We start from the raw sequence: 17,321 nt of genomic DNA on the forward strand, positions 1-17,321 counted from the left end.
GAGGTAATGATAAAGAAGGGGATTATAGGTTTGTTTAGCAATTTGGGTTATGAAATAACAAAAAAGGCATCAATTTCAAATGAAGCATTTAATGTTGATAAAGAATTTCGACTTATTTATGACGCATGTGCTCCCTTTACTATGACATCTATTGAAAGAATGTTTTCACTTTATAATGCTGTTAAATATGTTGCTGGAAATAAAATTGAAGGCGACTTTGTAGAATGTGGTGTTTGGAAAGGAGGTAGTAGCATGCTAATGGCTAAAACGTTAAACGCCTTAAATCAACCAACTAGGGAATTGTATTTATATGATACCTATGAAGGGATGAGTGAACCTACAGAAAAGGACGTTTCTATTAATGGTCGCCAGGTAGTTGAAAATTGGGAGAATGTTAAGAAAGATGAAAAACTTTTTTGCTATTCATCGATTGATGAAGTTACACGTAATATAAATTCAACCACTTATCCAGAGTCGTTAATCCATTTTGTTAAAGGTAAAGTTGAAGATACTATACCAAATGTAATGCCGGGGAAAATCGCTTTATTAAGGCTAGACACAGATTGGTTTGAATCAACTTATCATGAAATGAAATATTTGTATCCTAAATTGGAAAAAGGTGGAGTTCTCATCATCGATGATTATGGACATTGGCAAGGTGCCAAGGAGGCGATAGATAAATATTTTGAAGAAATCGGTTTAATTCCGCTGCTTAATAGAATTGATTATACAGGAAGAATAATGGTAAAATTATAATTTGTAGTATTTAGAAATACACTTTTCAATATAATTTGAATCATTGATATCAAAGTATTTACTTGCTTCAGAAAGAAACAACGTATTGTTTGTTTTGTAACAACCTCCACGGCTCACAAAATTCTTCGTAGCTTTTTTATTTAATTGACGTTCAAAAATAGTTACCAGCGTTTCCATAGAGGTTTGGTTATTAAAATTGACATCTATAGCTAAATTTCTATAAAATTCATTATTTATAAATGCAGGAAGCACATGCTTAAGATCGTCAATGTCAATAAGATACCGGCACGCATTCACAAATATGTTTATTGGGTTACTTGCATTAATTTGATTGGCTATAAAATTACACAATGTATGTTGATTTGAAGTTTTACCAACTAAAATTGGCAGTCTAAAAATCAGATAGTTAGTCGAACAATTTTGTATTAATAGTTCAATTTCTTTTTTGTGTAATATATATGCGCTGTCTTGCAGCTCAGGATCGTATATGCTAATAGTACTAAAGTAAATTAGGCGTAACTTTAAATCAAGGGCAGATTTAAGTAAAGATTTTTCCCTTTCAAATTCTGATAGATTGGTATTGCCTGAATTTGAAACCCCGGAAGCGAAAATAAGTATACTGTTATCTCCCTTATAATTACTAAAAGCTGTGGCCAGTAATCCGTTACCAATAACCATTTTTAAATTTGTTAATTTTATCCGTTATTTTATCAAAAATTGCTCAGCTTTCTATGGCAAAAAATGTGTTTTATACTTTCCCTGTTTACATATCATTCGTCCGAAATGATGAGGCTTTATTAAAACGTCATTTTAAAGTGAAATCCTTTTACTTTAAACAAAATCCAGTTAAGCTACCTTTTTACTTTGTTAAGCTCTTTCTTTCGTTACTTTTCAATATCCGAAAAACTGATATTTATGTTTCCTTTTTTGCAGGATATTCCTCCTATTTGCCAGCAATATTTGCAAAATTAACTAAACGCCCTCATTTAATTATTCTTGGAGGCACAGATTGTGTATCTTTTCCTGAGATGAACTATGGTAATTTTAGAAAACCATTCTTAGGATATTGCACTAGATTTTCAATTAAATTTGCCACTCATCTTGCACCCGTGGACGCATCTCTTAGGGAATGTGAATACAAATATTTAACGGACCAACAAAGAAGACAAGGATATTTGGAATATTGTAACAATCCTACTACGCCATTCACTGTTATTAATATTGGTTATGATCAAAATCGGTTTTACTGCAAAGAAGAAAAATTGGCTAATTCATTTTTAACAGTGGGTCAAATGAACAAGGCAAATTTTTTAAGGAAAGGAATTGATTTAATCATTTTTTTAGCAAATCGGAATCCACATTGTAATTTTACAATTGTCGGTGATTCTCCCGGAATGGATTATGGTATAGTCCCTGAGAATGTAAAAATATTACCATTTGTACCTTATGAAAAGCTCCGGGAAATTTATGCTACACACCGATTTTATTTGCAACTATCCATTATGGAGGGATTCCCAAGCGCTCCGTGTGAAGCTATGTTATGTGAATGCGTGCCAATTGTATCAAGTGTTGGTGCTTTACCAGAGATAGTTGGTGAAACAGGCTTCATTTTAAAAGTTAAGGATAAGGATAAACTTGAAACCATCATCCAATCTGCCCTAAATTCAGATTTGGATTTTTTAGGTAAAGCCGCAAGGAATAGAATAATTTCAAAATTCCCGTTACAAACCAGAAATAAATTAATTGAAGTTATTGAGCAATTGTAATGTTAAATCCTGTGACCTTCGATTGTAATTTTGAACGATTTGTCCGGAGATTTTGGATATCTATAACTTGTTGAATTGATTTTTTTAGGTAAATAAATAGCGCATAAGGAATTTGTAATGTGATAAATAGATTCGTGTGCGTTTTGAGGAGCACCAGCTAAAATTCCTGCAAACACCTCCCAGTTTATATGTTCATACTGCTCAGTGTAATCATGCCAAATAATAATTGAATTCTCATTTTTTAATAACTTAAAAACATTTTCAGTATCACTTTTTACTGCTTCAAAACGATGGTCACCATCAACAAAAATGAGATCAAATTTCCCTAGTTTACTAAAATCAAATTTTGTTGAATCTCCCTCCAGATGTGTTACATTAGGTATGTTTTTTGAATAAAACCTTTGCATAGCAATCACATTTTCGTTCAATCCAATAGCGCGCATTTCGTCATCGGAAAGGCTTAATGAAACGCAACGCTTACAATGTGGTGCAATGTTGGCTAAACTTTCACCCCGCCATGAACCGATTTCAAGATATTCACAATCGGGTAGTTGTTTTGCTAATTTTTTTAAAATTGCTAAATCTATTGGCAAAGAAGTTCCATATAAATGAGAAAATGGTTCAACTACCTCATTAAATGATGGAAACAAGTCTAATAAATCTACTTCCTTTAGGCCTGAACCTTTATCAAAATTTTTAATAACGTAGTTTTTCCTATCATAAGGTACCATCCCATGATACAAAGATTTTAATATCACCGAGGGTTGACTAAAAAGGGCCTTTAAAAAAGGTAGTATTAGTTTTTTTCTTTCCATAATTATTTTTAAGCAATTAATGCCGATGTGTATGGTGTACTCATCTGCATCCGTATTATATAATTTTTAATTCAGGCCAAAATAACTCATCTCCCCACAACAATTTCCACTCCCCAACGCATTTCACCGGACTTAACCTGGAGAAAATACAATCCTGAACTTAAATTGGATAAATCGATGTTTAATTGGTTTGCTGTAGTGTGGGTATAGGATGGGTGTATTTGCTGACCTGTGATTGAATACAATAGTAATTCATCTATCGTAATTGCAACCGGTAAATTAATTATAAGATTGGTGTTTGCAGGGTTGGGATAAACTTCAAGCGTAAAATTTGTTGATGCATTTATTGATAAACTTGGTTCGTTACATGTTAATTGGTCAGTACAACTTTGAATAAGTAAATTGTCCATCCTACCATTTAATGATTGGTTTTCGGCAAAACAACCATCAGGACAATCCAATTCCTGGCCAATTTCTAAAAATACGAGTGATAACGGTCCTTCCGGGAAGGTTAACGTAGTAGGTAATATTGTTCCATCTAACTCCATCCAAACACTGTCGGCACTGCGGTAAAATGTTGCGCAATACCATGTTTTTGTGGATATAGTAAAAGGAATTATTCCACCAACTTCGTGAATGGCAATTTCAAATGCGTTTGAACTTGCTTCATAAGATAAAGCAAACTCATGCATATTTATGCCATCTGTTCCCGCAATAAATGTATTTGTTGGAAATGAACCACTTTCGTTTAACTCGTCTAAATAAAAATTAAATGAAATTGCAAAATCAGTTATGCCATCAAGCGCAGTAATTGGCACTTCAACAAAGTCATCATCATTATATCCAATTTCAAGTGAATATAAATCTACAGCAGCACCGGCGTTTAATGTGCCATGATTAGCATATAAACCATCGTCTAAAACGTTGCCATCAAATTTATAAAATAAGGTAGTGTCGCATGCGGCTATAAATGGTTGGCAACCACTGTTATCTAAAACACAAGGATAAATACTGAAATTTTCTATTCGTCCATTTAAACATTGATTAGTGGCATAACAGCCGGTTACACAATCTAATTCCTGCCCAATTTCTAAAAATTCAATATAAAGATTACTGGCACTCATTTCATTTGATGAAATTTCAGCACCATCAATATATACTGTTACTAAATTTCCTTCGCGTGTTACAGTTAAACAATACCAGTTTTCTGCAGATAATGAAACCGGGAAAACTTCACCACTACCTTTTAATGCAACTACCACTGCTTCAATATCGGCTTGGTAGGAGATGGCAAATTCTGCCTCATTTGTGTTACTGGCTCCGGCAATAAAAGTATTTGTTGGAGCTGCGCCACTTAAATTTAAGCCGTTTAGATAAAATTCAAATGTTACAGTAAAATCTTCAACATCATATAATGCTGCAGCCGGAATTTCTGCCCGGTCATCATCGTTATAACCAATTTCCAAATAATTTGATACTGTGCTCGCGCCACTAAATAACACCGCATCATTATCATTAGCTGACACATCAATTGTATTGCCATTAAAATTATAGGCAACAGTTGGCTCGCAATTTTGGTTATATGCCAAAGTTGCAATCAGGCAGCAAGATAAAATGAGCAAAGTTTTTTTCATGGAAATGAGATGTTATAATTTTATTTTTTCACAAACTGCTTAGCACTAGCAACATCTCCGGTTTGAACTACAAGGAAATAAATACCCGCACTCAAATCTGATATGTTAATAGTTGTTTGTTGCTGATTATTTACTGCAGCGGCATACAGTTTTTTGCCTGATAAATCATAAATGTATAACATGTCGGCAGCCGCTAAATTGTCGGCATAAACAGTTAATTCGTTTTGTGCCGGATTCGGAAATAATAAGATTTCATTTTCAACTACTACTTCATTAATGCCAACAAGGTCACATTTTTCGGTAATAAATTCAGTTGCTCCTTCGTCTTTATAACGTTGATTGAATTCCTGAAAATAGATATTTGCGACGGTGGAATCGTGAATCACTAATGTGTTTTCATCGTTTCTTGAATTCGCACTTGAACTCCAGTTATGTGAACCCGTCCAAACTAATGGGTCAGATAGCGCACAATTGGCATCAATAATTAAATATTTATGGTGTAATAAATTACTGCCTGAATAATTGAAAAATCTGTTGCCTAATGCATCTTCCAAAATATTAACAGCAGTTGAGTCGGCAGCATCGGTTTGATCATACATGCCTGCTGCAAAAACACCACGTTCGGTTACTGCATCTTCTATCTCATAACTAATACCAAAACGTGTGAAAGAAAATACAGCAAACTCAAGGTCGTAATCTGCAGTATTTATTTTTTCTAACATATGTGTTTCAGTTTCATCACTCGGTGAAAAATATAATTCAATTCTTTTTCCACCAACCACAAATTCATGCGGCGTATTATTTGATTTGTCAGGTCCGTATTTACCTGCAAACATTTCATCAAATTCTAATTTATAACCACGTGCTAAACTTTGATCCTGAACAGCAATAATATTTTGTTTGTCAACTTTAATCTGGTCATCAGTAAAATTCATCGAACCACTAATAACCCATGCATCATCAACATCAGCAGAAATTGCATCTATAATAATAAATTTATTATGCATAATGCCATAAATTGCACCTTCGGCATTGGTTGATCCATCAGGTGGTGATTTTTTCTTTTTACCGGTTCCAATAGAAATTAAATTGTAATTAAAATCATCCACACCACTGTCACATATTACACGAACATCTACACCGCGAGCATATGCATCATTTATAGCTGTTATGATATTATTTACATTATCAATGTTATAAATTGCAATATCCAACGAATATTTTGCATGATCTAAATAAGCAATAATGGTATCATCCATTGCACCGTTTACAAATATTGCATTCGTTCCGGTGGAAACACTATTGTCGACAGTGTTATTAAACCAAACATTTATTTCGCCGGTTGAATTGGAAGCAGTTGCCATTGCACTCACGGCAGAAAATGAAGTGTCGTTTGTTGCACTTACACTTGCAGCCTGAACATAATAAATTGTTCCTGCAGTTAAACCGGTTAAATTTTGTGCATGTGTAGTAACTAAAGTTGCATCTTCAGATGTAGTTCCTAAAGCCATTGTTGTTCCGTAATAAATAATTGTGGAACCCGGATTTAAGGTGCTGAAATTTACTGTGAATGAAGATGTTGTTATTGCAGTTTGTGTTAACGCTGTTGAAATTACAGGTGGGTTTCCTCCGGTTGAAATATCTGCTAAATTACGTGGAAGCAACTGGTATCCGCCTGTGCCGCCCGGTGCAAACTGACTCATAATTCCGGTTACCGAAACTTCATCAGTTGGAATTGGAGTGCCATCAATATTTGTAGAGGTAACTACACGAACCTGAGCAGTTCCTGAAGCATCGGTTATATCATAATTTGTTCCTGACCCTGCAGTTGAAAATGTGCCGATATCGGTAAATAATGCAGCACTTACTTTTACCAGCTTGGCTTCATAAAACTCAGCATATCCGGAAACCGTAGTTACGCTGATAGGTGCCGGAAGTGCATTGCCTGAATTAATTACGGTAACACTGCTCGCGGGTGAAATTTCTAATAAAGAATTATAATTAAATAAAGGACCGGTAACTTCTATCGAGTCGCCTATTAATACTCCATCCAATAAGGTGGATGCAAAAGCAGCAATATTGCCGGTATTATCTTGCAAATATCGAATATCACCTAAATCTGAACCATTTAAAACCAAACCTTTTACAGTTACGTTGGTGCCAGGGCTCATGGCTCTGGCTTCAGCAATGGTAATTTGCGCGTGAACGAAATGGGTCATTCCGGCTAATAAAACGATAGTAAGTATGAGTTTTTTCATATAAAAAAATAAAGGGGCAAAGATACCCATATTTTGTTGAGCACTGAACCCCGCTCGTTATCTTTAAAAGAAGTAATTGTGATGCATTTTTATAAAGGGGGATAAATAACAGGTTTGGAAGGCGCAGCATCTAACTCAAATGCGGCAATTTGCAAGTTGAGCAGATATAAACCATCTTTTATGGCATCAGGCACAAAAATCAGTTCTGTAATAGTTGCACTTGGCCTGATTTTTTGAGGTATGCCCCAAAACGCCTTGTGGGCAAGAAGTTTGCCGCCATCCTCTTCACGATCAAGCGATGGGAGGTCTACCAACAAATGAAAAATCCCCTGTTTATTTAAATAGGCTGCCACCTTCTCATCAAGGTAGGGCGGATTGGTTTTGTTGTAGTTTCTGGTGATTTTGCTTTTATCATTTGGTAAAGTCCTGATTATCAAGGCATTAACTCCAGGTTCAGGAATGTCTTTTAATTGTGGTAATCCAATAACCCAATCGCCCGATTTTTCTTTTTGAGGCGTAACTGTTACCAATTGAGCCAGAAAATGAAATTGTTTGAGGGCCTGGTTTATGGTGAGCGGACTATCATAAATATGGCTCAAACACTCTGTATGTGTGCCGTTTCCGTGCGGATTCAGGGTCACATTTTTATAATTGAGTAAGCCGCCCTGCTGTATATCACCAATAAAATCGCCCATAACAACCGGACTGGTGCTAAATGGCGGGGCAAAGTAACAGTTAACCTGAGGTCCATCATGCAATGGCATCGAAATATCAACCGGTTTGCTCAGGTCGAAACATTTCCCTCTGTGTTCAATTATCATAATACACTTACAAATTTTCCGAAATATAAGCTATCGGCGGGCAATTTATATCATGCTTAAATCAATTTCTCTTCACAGAAAAAAAAGGACATCTCAACCCATTTTATCGTGGTTTCAACCAATTTCAGGTGGCATAAGCATCTAATTAACTAATTTTGCGAGGTATGTCCACAAAGTCAGTAGCACTTTATACTTTAGGTTGTAAACTCAATTATTCTGAATCGTCGGCTTTGGGCAGACAGATGCAGGAGGCCGGGTTTGCAATTAAGGGTTTTCATGAAGCTGCTGATGTGTATGTGGTAAATACGTGCTCTGTTACCGAACATGCAGATAAAAAATGCAGGAAAATTGTCAAACAGGCATTAAAAATTTCACCTGATGCAAGAGTAGTAATTGTCGGCTGTTATGCTCAATTAAAACCTGAAGAAATTGCATCCATTCCGGGTGTGGATTTAGTTTTGGGTGCTGCCGAAAAATTTAATCTTGTTCAACATGTCGCTCAACTGAAAACTAAAAAAAATAACGAACCGGGAAAGTATGTAAGTGGAGATATTAATGCCGTTACCGGATTTAATACAGCATGGTCTTTTGGTGAACGTACACGCACATTTTTAAAAGTGCAAGATGGTTGTGATTATTCTTGTTCATTTTGCACTATTCCATTAGCAAGAGGTTCAAGCAGAAGTAATACTATTAAAAATGTGCTTGAAAATGTTGCACAAATTGCAGAAAAAGAGGTTGCAGAAATTGTTTTAACAGGCGTAAATCTCGGCGATTTTGGACATCTTACCGGATTAGAAAATGAAGAAACGTTTTATGATTTGGTTCAGGCTTTAGATAAAACTAATGGTATATCACGTTTCCGTATATCTTCAATTGAACCTAATTTATTAAATGAAGATATTATTCAGTTTGTAGCACAATCAGAAAAATTTGTTCCACATTTTCATATTCCATTACAAAGTGGCAGCGATAAAATTTTAAAATTAATGCGCAGAAGGTATTTGCGTTATTTATACGCAAATCGGGTTGCTGTTATAAAAAAATTAATGCCACATTGTTGTATTGGGGTAGATGTTATTACCGGTTTCCCCGGAGAAACGCACGAAGATTTTTTAGATACTTTTCATTTTTTAAATGAATTAGATATTAGTTACTTACACGTATTTACTTATAGCGAACGGCCAAATACTTTTGCACTTTCATTAACAGATGTAGTGCCGCAAAAATTACGTGAAGAAAGAACAACACAATTGCGAAGTTTAAGTGAAAAAAAACGCCGTTACTTTTATAATCAATTTGTAAGCACCACGCGAAATGTTTTGTTTGAAGAAGAAACAGATGGCGAATGGATGTTTGGATTTACAGATAATTATATTCGTGTAAAAACACATTACGACCCTTTGCTGGTAAATGAAATTGTTCCGGTTTTTCTTGAGCAGATTGCTGCTGACGGTGATATGCTGGGAATACCACAAACAAACAATGAAGAAGATAATTTAACACAACATTTAATGTATAATCAACATTAAATCTAAAAAAATAATTACATGATATTACTGCGCTCGTATGCTACAATTGCCGAACTGTTGAACGATATTCTTGGTACACATATGCGGTTTCCGGTTTTTAGTTTTGGATTTTTTGTGGGTATGGCATTTTTGGCAGCAGGATATGTTTTGTATAAAGAATTAATCAGAAAAGAAAAAGCTGGGTTATTAAAACCAACTAAAGAAAAAAATATTGTCGGCAAACCGGCATCTCCCGCAGAAATTATTTTAAATGCCTTTTTTGGATTTTTAATCGGATTTAAACTTGGCGGAATGATTTTAAATTGGGATGCATTTAATGACAGTCCGCAAACATTTGTTTTTTCAAAAGAAGGAAATGCTGTATTTGGTTTAATTGGAGCAATTATTTTAGGATATTTAAAATACCGTGAAAAAAAATCACAACAATTACCACAACCTAAGGAAGAATCGATAGATGTTTATCCGCATCAGCGCTTAGGTGATATTGTTATGATGGCTGCCATTTTTGGAATACTTGGTGCTAAAATATTTTCGAATTTTGAAGAACCAAACGGATGGAAAGATTTTTTATCGGACCCATTCGGCAATTTTTTTAATGGGTTAACAATTTATGGCGGATTATTATTAGGTGCACTTGCAGTAATTCTTTACGCCAAAAGAAAAAAAATTCATGTTTTACATTTAGGTGATGCTGTTGCTCCGGCATTAATTCTTGCCTATGCCGTTGGCCGACTTGGATGTCAGGTTTCGGGAGATGGAGACTGGGGAATTTTAAACAGTGCATATATTTCGCAACCTGATGGCAGTGTTACATTAGCACAACCCGGTGAATTTGAAAAAGTATTGGAATTAAATGCAGCTTATTACGAAAGAGAATTTGATTCATTGCCGAATGTACATTCGAAACATGTAGTAGCGCCATCATTTTTACCAAGGTCGTTATTTGCTCAAAATTATGCGCATAACGTAAATGGGGAAGGCAGTTATATTTCAGGATGTCAGGATGACTGGTGCGGGCAGTTACCGGTAGCAGTTTTTCCAACACCTATTTATGAAATTATGATGTCACTCATCATTTTCGCCATACTATGGATGATGCGCAAAAAATTTAAGGTTCCCGGAATGCTACTGGCATTATATGTTGTTTTTGCAGGTATTGAAAGATACTTCATCGAAAAAATCCGCGTAAACAATGTTTTAGAATTTATGGGCATTCATGCAACACAGGCTACCTTCATATCAATAATTTTTATTAGCTTCGGGCTTGGAATGATGTTCGTATTGTGGAGAATGTCAAAACGCACACCAACAGTTTGATTAACCCAGCCATCCACAGTGCTGTTTGGAACCGAGGTCATATTTCGGTCATTTTCAGCAGTCAATAATTCTACATGTATTGTAAGAATTGTTAAATTATTTGTAAGTTTGAAAGTGTTTTAATGGGTTAACCCTAAATAAAATTTAAATGAAGCCAATTTTACGCAATTTACTCCTTGCTGCGTCTACTACTACGTTTATATTCTTTACAACCAATGCCCATGCCCAGTTAGAAACGGATGCTTCGGCTACGCCTGAAGAACTCGCTGCGTCATTAGTTGGAGAAGGTGTTACAATTTCCGGTGTCACAATGGATTGCCCAAACGGGGCATCAGGTTTTTTTGATTGTGTTGATTGCAACGTAGGTATTGCAAATGGAATTTTATTAACCTCAGGTGATGTAGATTTAGCTAATGGCCCAAATAACTCCGGTAGTGCCGGTGTTGGATATGGAGCTCCCGGCGACGCCGATTTGAACGATATTCCAGGCGTTCTTGGAACAAACGATGCATGTGTATTAGAATTCGACATAACCGTGACTTCAGACACTGTGCGGTTTAATTATGTTTTTGCTTCCGAAGAATACATAGAGTATGTTAATCTTATTAATGATGTGTTTGCCTTTTATATCAGCGGTCCTGGTATAGCAGGCACCGAAAATATGGCATTGATTCCCGGAACTGCTACAGCAGTTTCTATTAATAATGTTAATCACTTAGTAAATACCGAATATTTTGTTGGTAATGGAACAGGAGGTGATGCACCCTACAACACAGATGATTTTTACTTACAATATGATGGTTTTACAACTGTTTTAGAAGCCAAAAGAAGTGTTACTCCATGCGAAACGTACCATTTGAAAATAGCTATCGCAGATGATGCGGATGATGTTTTCGATTCTGGCGTTTTTATAGAAGCAGGTTCGTTATCGAGCCCGGGTGTGAATTTGACCTATGAAACAGAAATTGACGGATATCCTTATTTAATAGAAGGTTGTAATGAGGGAACACTAACATTTGAACTGTCTTTTGCCCCGGTTGACACTTTTGAGGTTAATATTTTTACTGAAGGCACTGCATTGTTGGGGCCTGACTTTACAATGACCACTACCATAACATTTTATCCCGGCGATACTTTAATTATCATTCCAATTATACCAATTGAAGATGGACTCGATGAAGGGGTTGAAACGATAATAATAACTCTTGACGCCGGATGTATAACCGGTATCGATGAAAGTTTAACACTTTATGTTTACGATGCAATTCCGCTCACAATATCATCTGATACCCTAATTTGTCCGGGTACCGAAGCCACTTTGGTAGCCGGCGGCGCTGATACTTATAGTTGGTCTCCGGAAACTGGATTAAGTGACCCAAATGCTGCCGTAACCCAAGCTAACCCTACGGAGCCAACGGTTTACACGGTTACAGGAACATTAGCCTCTTGCGTAAATACCGCTGAAACATTTGTAGATATACAAGGCCCTACGGCTGATGCCGGATTAGATACCACGATTATTTTGGGTGAAACAGCATTTTTAGAAGCTTCAGGAGGTGTTGAATATACCTGGACACCGGCGGCGACACTTTCGGATGCCAATATTTACAATCCTACAGCCTCTCCTGATTTTACAACGGTATATACAGTAACAGTTACAACGGCAATCGGATGTGAATTTATAGATGAAGTAACCGTTTTTGTGAGTAACGATGCCATAGTTGGTGTGCCGAATGCGTTTTCACCAAACGGAGATGCCAATAACGAAGGATTTACCATAGTTGTAAGAGGCCAGTTGGCTACTTACAACCTGCAAATATTTAACAGATGGGGTCAGCAGGTTTTTGAATCCAACAACTTTGAAAACTCCTGGAACGGAGAGTTTGAAGGAGAGGAGCAGCCTATCGGCTCTTATGTTTATTACTTAAGCTATAAAGATTTGAACGGTCAGTCGTTTACCCAACAAGGCAATTTAACCCTGGTTAGATAAAATATTGACAAGGATGTTTTTTTAGCAGTTAACCATTATACTGTTGCAGATTAAATTTGATTTAGTATTTTTAACCCTTAAGAATAGAATAATAAAAGCCCGCACTTAAAGTAGTTATGTTGCCTTAAAGCGTGGACTTGAAACAAATAACCAATAACCAACAATACATTACTCAGACAAATTAAAAAGTAACCAATGATGAAGATTTACAAAATCACGTTTTTAGCAGCTTTCATGGCTGTGGGTGTGCTCCGGGCGCAGGACATTCACTTCTCGCAGTACAATGCGGCTCCTTTAGCATTGAACCCTGCATTAACCGGCGTAAACTCCTGTGATTGGAGAGCAGGATTAAGCTATCGTAACCAGTGGGCAAGTGTTACTACTCCTTATGTAACATATGAAGCATTTTTTGATGCTCCGGTGGTTAAAAATATAGGTGGTGCCAGCAAGCTGACTGCCGGTTTATTATTATTTAACGATGTATCGGGTGACGGTAACCTCAGCAATCTTTCTATAATGGCTTCCTCGGCTTTTGTATTAGGATTGGGTGGACGCTCTAACCATAACTTATCAATAGGTTTACAAGGTGGATTCATGCAAAAATCACTGGAATTTGACCAGTTGAAATGGCCAAACCAATGGGATGGTGATGAATTCAGCAGCACTTTTAACTCTAACCCTGAACCAAACTGGACCGGTGATAATATCGGCCGTTTTAACATGAGTGCAGGTTTAGCTTACCACAATGAAGTTTCAAAAAGCTTCAACATAACAGGTGGTTTTGCAGCTTATAACCTGATTTCTCCAAAAGAATCGTTTTTTGCTGATGAAGAAAATAAACTCGGAATGCGCATGGTTGGTCACTTAAAAGCAGGTATTACTTTTGGTGGACAGTTTGGTGTTATTCCTTCAGTTTTATATCAGGCACAGTCTGGTGCTAAAGAAATTGTTGTAGGATCAGATTTTGGTTATTATCTGAATAATGCAAATTTCCCTGCTACATTTTTCCTTGGAGCAGCGTATCGTTTAGATGATGCAGTAATTGCATCTGTTGGTATGGATTATAAAAACTTCCGTTTTGGTGCAAGTTATGATATCAATACTTCAACCTTAAAAGAAGCAAGCGCAGGCAAAGGTGGTTTCGAATTGTCGTTAGTATATACCGGATGTATTTTACCGGTTATTCCAACGCATTATGTAATGCCTTGTCCTCGTTATTAATTCTGTGAACCTCAATCAATTCTCAACTGATAAAGAAATTAAATAGTATGAAAAAATTATTCGCAATACTCACTTTCGTTTTGTTTGCAGGAGCACTGCAGGCGCAAACACCAGATCCGGAAGTTGATAAAATGAATTACACGCGCAAAATGATGTACGGCGATGCATTAATGTCTGCCGGAAGTTATTACAATGCGCAAGATGTATACAAAATGGCATATGATGATGATGCTACACAAGAAGCTGCATATAAATTAGCGCGTGCTTATTATTTAGCACGTAATTATAAAGAAGCTGAAAAATGGTATAAAACTTCAATGGAAGCAGGTAAATCAAAAGATGAATATCCTGAATCAGGTTTTTATTATGCCATGAGTTTGAAATATAACGGTAAATATGCCGAAGCAAAAGAAGCCTTTAAAGCAGTTGGAAAAAACAGCAAATTAAAAGGCCCTGTAGGAACTGCATTAAAACGCCAGGCAAAAAACGAAGACAAAGGTTGTGATTTAGCAATCGAGTTAGGTAAAAAACCTGCTGACGTAAATGTTGAACACCTTGGATCAAAAGTAAATAATAACTATACTGACTTCTCACCAAAATACAATCCTGATAACAACTTAACGTATGCTTCGCTGGTATCGGAAAATGTAATTGAAATGGGAACAACTCAAAAAACTGAGTTGCGTGCACGCATTTTCGAATCTGCAGCAGATGGTGATTCTTGGGCACAGGCAAAAGAAATGTCAGCGCCATTTAACAAAGGAAATGCACATACCGGAAACGGTGCTTATTCACCTGATGGAAAACGTTTTTATTACACAGAATGTAACCCGAACGATTCACTCGTAATGGTTTGTAAAATATTTGTGAGCGAATGGGAAGCCGGTGAATGGCAAAATGGTAAAGAAGTAACTCAGGTAAACGAACCGGACATTACTTCTACGCATCCTGCAGTTGGTACTTTTAAAGGAAAAGAATATCTCTATTTTTCTTCTAACCGCACAGGTGGCCGTGGTGGTATGGATATTTGGTATTCTGAAATTCAGAACAAAGGAAAAAATTACACCAACCCAATTAACTGTGGAACAAAAATTAATACAACAGGTGATGAAATAACTCCTTTTTATAATGAAGAACAACAAATGTTTTATTTCAGCTCAAACGGGCAAATTAACATTGGTGGATTCGATATTTATAAATCAAAAGGCGGATTAAAATCATTTGATGCTCCGCAAAATCTTGGTTTACCTTTTAACAGTTCAGTAGATGATTTTTATTTCTCTACAGATAAATCAGGTAAAAAAGGATTCTTCGTTTCAAACCGTAAAGGTGGTTTCTCTGTAAAAAGTGAAACTTGTTGTGATGATATTTATGCGTATAAATATCCACCGGAATTTGTAATCATGGCAAGAGCTATTGATCAAAATACCAATCAGCCTATTTATGGTGCATCTATCGACTTAATGCGTTCAGGTGCTAAAATGGACTCTTCCGTTACTAAAACAGCAAATACCTACGAAGATTTCTTCTTAGGAACTGCTCAGGATAAATTTGAATTAACTGCTTATAAAGACAAGTACAAAAACGGTAAAGCAACTACTTCTACTGTTGGTCTGAAAGAAAATGATACTTTATTTGTTGATATCGTATTAGAGCCTATTATCGAAATGAAACCAATTGAGGTAAAAAACATTTACTATACATTGGGTAGCTGGGATTTACGTCCTGAATCATTTGTAGCGCTTGACTCTATTTATAATATCCTGCAGCTAAGTCCGCAATTAAAAGTTGAAATTGGTTCACATACCGATAGCCGTGATACTGAAGATAGAAATAAAGTCCTTTCTCAGCATCGTGCTGATACCGTTGTGAGTTATTTAATTTCAAAAGGTATTGCTGCTGAACGATTGGTTGCAGTTGGTTATGGCGAGTCAACTCCTAGAACATTATCATCTGATATTAAATTGCCGAGTGGTAATACCGTTCCAAACGGAACAGTATTAGTTGAATCATTTATTCAAAAATATAAAGGTGAAGATTTTGAATATCTGCACCAGTTAAATCGTAGAACTGAATTTACTATTATCGGTGTAATTCCAAATGCGATTATTAAATATGATGAAGCTACCATTGAAGCAAATGAAGCACGTAAACGTGAAGAAGAAGCGAAACGTGAAAAACAATTGCAAGATTTACAACAGGTAGATGAAACTGATACTCCTGATGCCGGTGAAGTTAAAACAAACACCAATACCAACACAGGAACTAAAAACACAAAAAATACCGGAACTAAAACTACCACAACAACTCCTGCAGCAGGCGCTTTAGATGCTACACTTACTAAAAAAGGTAACATGTATGAAGGTAATGCATCAGTAAATGGTAAAGTTCAAACTAAATACATCCTTAACTTAAGCCCGCAAATTGTTGTGGCAATGGTTAGCAAAGATTATTTCATTAAATTATGGGAAGCAGGTGCAATTACTGATGCTGACTTTAAAAATGAGAAACCAACAGATCTTGGAAACGGAACTACAGTTAAAGGTGATGTATTCGTAATTAAAACATTACAATTGGGAGATATCACTTTAACAAATGTTGATTGTAAATTAAGCCTTACCAGCACTCAAAACCTCGTTGTAGGTGCTAAAGTGGTTGAAAAAGGTGGATGTACTTTCGAAGCTGATAAAGCGAAATTTAAATGTAAATAAATTTTTTAGCCACAAAAAAAAGCGATTCATTTTGGTGAATCGCTTTTTTTGTTTTTAGGAATTGACTAATCAATAAAATTAATTCAAGTTATTTATTAGTTGCACGAAATAAAACGATCCAACCAGCGATGAGGGATAATCCGCCAAGCGGTGTAATAGCACCGAGCCAGCTTAATCTTGTTCCCAATAATGGTTCAGAAAGGGTGAGGAGATATAAACTTCCGCTAAAAATAATCATCCCGGTTAAAAACAGGGCAATTGCGTATTTGGCTAACTTCGGATTTAACAGATGGTAGCCTAATCCAACCGCCAACAATGCAAAAGTGTGATAAAACTGATAGCGCACTCCGGTTTCGAAAATCCTGATATCATCAGCCTGCATTTTGCCGGCTTCAACCATACTTTCAAGGCCATGAGCACCAAAAGCACCTAAAGCAACACTCAGGCCGCCTAGCAGCGCTGCAATGCCAATTATCTTTTTTTGATTCATATTATAGAAA

At 36.2% G+C, this 17,321-nt stretch carries 13 protein-coding genes; 7 read left to right on the plus strand and 6 right to left on the minus strand.

Annotation, left to right across the window (positions count from 1 at the left end; translation table 11 throughout):
• Positions 1–6 precede the first annotated feature (6 nt).
• Positions 7–756, plus strand: coding sequence for a class I SAM-dependent methyltransferase (locus IPI65_04405; protein ID MBK7440783.1), 750 nt, complete (start codon positions 7–9; stop codon positions 754–756).
• On the opposite strand, the gene IPI65_04410 is transcribed toward IPI65_04405, so the two are convergent.
• Positions 751–1,434 (minus strand): hypothetical protein, encoded by a 684-nt coding sequence (locus IPI65_04410; protein MBK7440784.1) that lies wholly within the window; start codon positions 1,432–1,434, stop codon positions 751–753. The two genes, IPI65_04405 and IPI65_04410, sit on opposite strands and share 6 nt — an antisense overlap.
• Positions 1,435–1,442: 8 nt before the next feature.
• Here IPI65_04410 and IPI65_04415 point away from each other — a divergent pair, with 8 nt between their 5' ends.
• Positions 1,443–2,522, plus strand: coding sequence for a glycosyltransferase family 4 protein (locus IPI65_04415; GenBank protein MBK7440785.1), 1,080 nt, complete (start codon positions 1,443–1,445; stop codon positions 2,520–2,522).
• Positions 2,523–2,524: 2 nt separating this feature from the next.
• On the opposite strand, the gene IPI65_04420 is transcribed toward IPI65_04415, so the two are convergent.
• The 4 genes from IPI65_04420 to IPI65_04435 form a co-directional block, all read right to left on the minus strand.
• Positions 2,525–3,337 (minus strand): class I SAM-dependent methyltransferase, encoded by an 813-nt coding sequence (locus IPI65_04420; protein ID MBK7440786.1) that lies wholly within the window; start codon positions 3,335–3,337, stop codon positions 2,525–2,527.
• 86 nt (positions 3,338–3,423) lie between these two features.
• Positions 3,424–4,971, minus strand: coding sequence for a T9SS type A sorting domain-containing protein (locus tag IPI65_04425; protein MBK7440787.1), 1,548 nt, complete (start codon positions 4,969–4,971; stop codon positions 3,424–3,426).
• 20 nt (positions 4,972–4,991) lie between these two features.
• Positions 4,992–7,229, minus strand: coding sequence for a T9SS type A sorting domain-containing protein (locus tag IPI65_04430; GenBank protein MBK7440788.1), 2,238 nt, complete (start codon positions 7,227–7,229; stop codon positions 4,992–4,994).
• A gap of 89 nt (positions 7,230–7,318) precedes the next feature.
• The gene (locus IPI65_04435; GenBank protein MBK7440789.1) at positions 7,319–8,050 is read right to left on the minus strand and encodes a cyclase family protein; all 732 of its coding nucleotides are present in this window, start codon (positions 8,048–8,050) and stop codon (positions 7,319–7,321) included.
• 164 nt (positions 8,051–8,214) lie between these two features.
• On the opposite strand from IPI65_04435, the gene mtaB reads away from it, so the two are divergent.
• The 5 genes from mtaB (at position 8,215) to IPI65_04460 (ending at position 16,821) form a co-directional block, all read left to right on the plus strand.
• Positions 8,215–9,582: a tRNA (N(6)-L-threonylcarbamoyladenosine(37)-C(2))-methylthiotransferase MtaB gene (gene mtaB, locus IPI65_04440; GenBank protein MBK7440790.1), complete on the plus strand. Its 1,368-nt coding sequence runs from the start codon at positions 8,215–8,217 to the stop codon at positions 9,580–9,582.
• Positions 9,583–9,600: 18 nt separating this feature from the next.
• Entirely contained in the window at positions 9,601–10,899 is a 1,299-nt protein-coding gene (locus IPI65_04445; protein MBK7440791.1) for a prolipoprotein diacylglyceryl transferase, read from the plus strand.
• 148 nt (positions 10,900–11,047) lie between these two features.
• Positions 11,048–12,889, plus strand: a complete 1,842-nt coding sequence (locus IPI65_04450; protein MBK7440792.1) for a gliding motility-associated C-terminal domain-containing protein — start codon at positions 11,048–11,050, stop codon at positions 12,887–12,889.
• Positions 12,890–13,084: 195 nt separating this feature from the next.
• Positions 13,085–14,110, plus strand: a complete 1,026-nt coding sequence (locus tag IPI65_04455; protein MBK7440793.1) for a PorP/SprF family type IX secretion system membrane protein — start codon at positions 13,085–13,087, stop codon at positions 14,108–14,110.
• 47 nt (positions 14,111–14,157) lie between these two features.
• On the plus strand, positions 14,158–16,821 hold the full coding sequence (locus IPI65_04460; protein MBK7440794.1) for an OmpA family protein: 2,664 nt from the start codon (positions 14,158–14,160) through the stop codon (positions 16,819–16,821).
• Between the two features lie 88 nt (positions 16,822–16,909).
• Here IPI65_04460 and IPI65_04465 read toward each other — a convergent pair whose 3' ends face one another.
• Entirely contained in the window at positions 16,910–17,311 is a 402-nt protein-coding gene (locus tag IPI65_04465; protein ID MBK7440795.1) for a DUF423 domain-containing protein, read from the minus strand.
• Positions 17,312–17,321 lie beyond the last annotated feature (10 nt).

The organism is Bacteroidota bacterium (assembly GCA_016706255.1).
Taxonomy (GTDB): Bacteria; Bacteroidota; Bacteroidia; order Chitinophagales; family BACL12; genus UBA7236.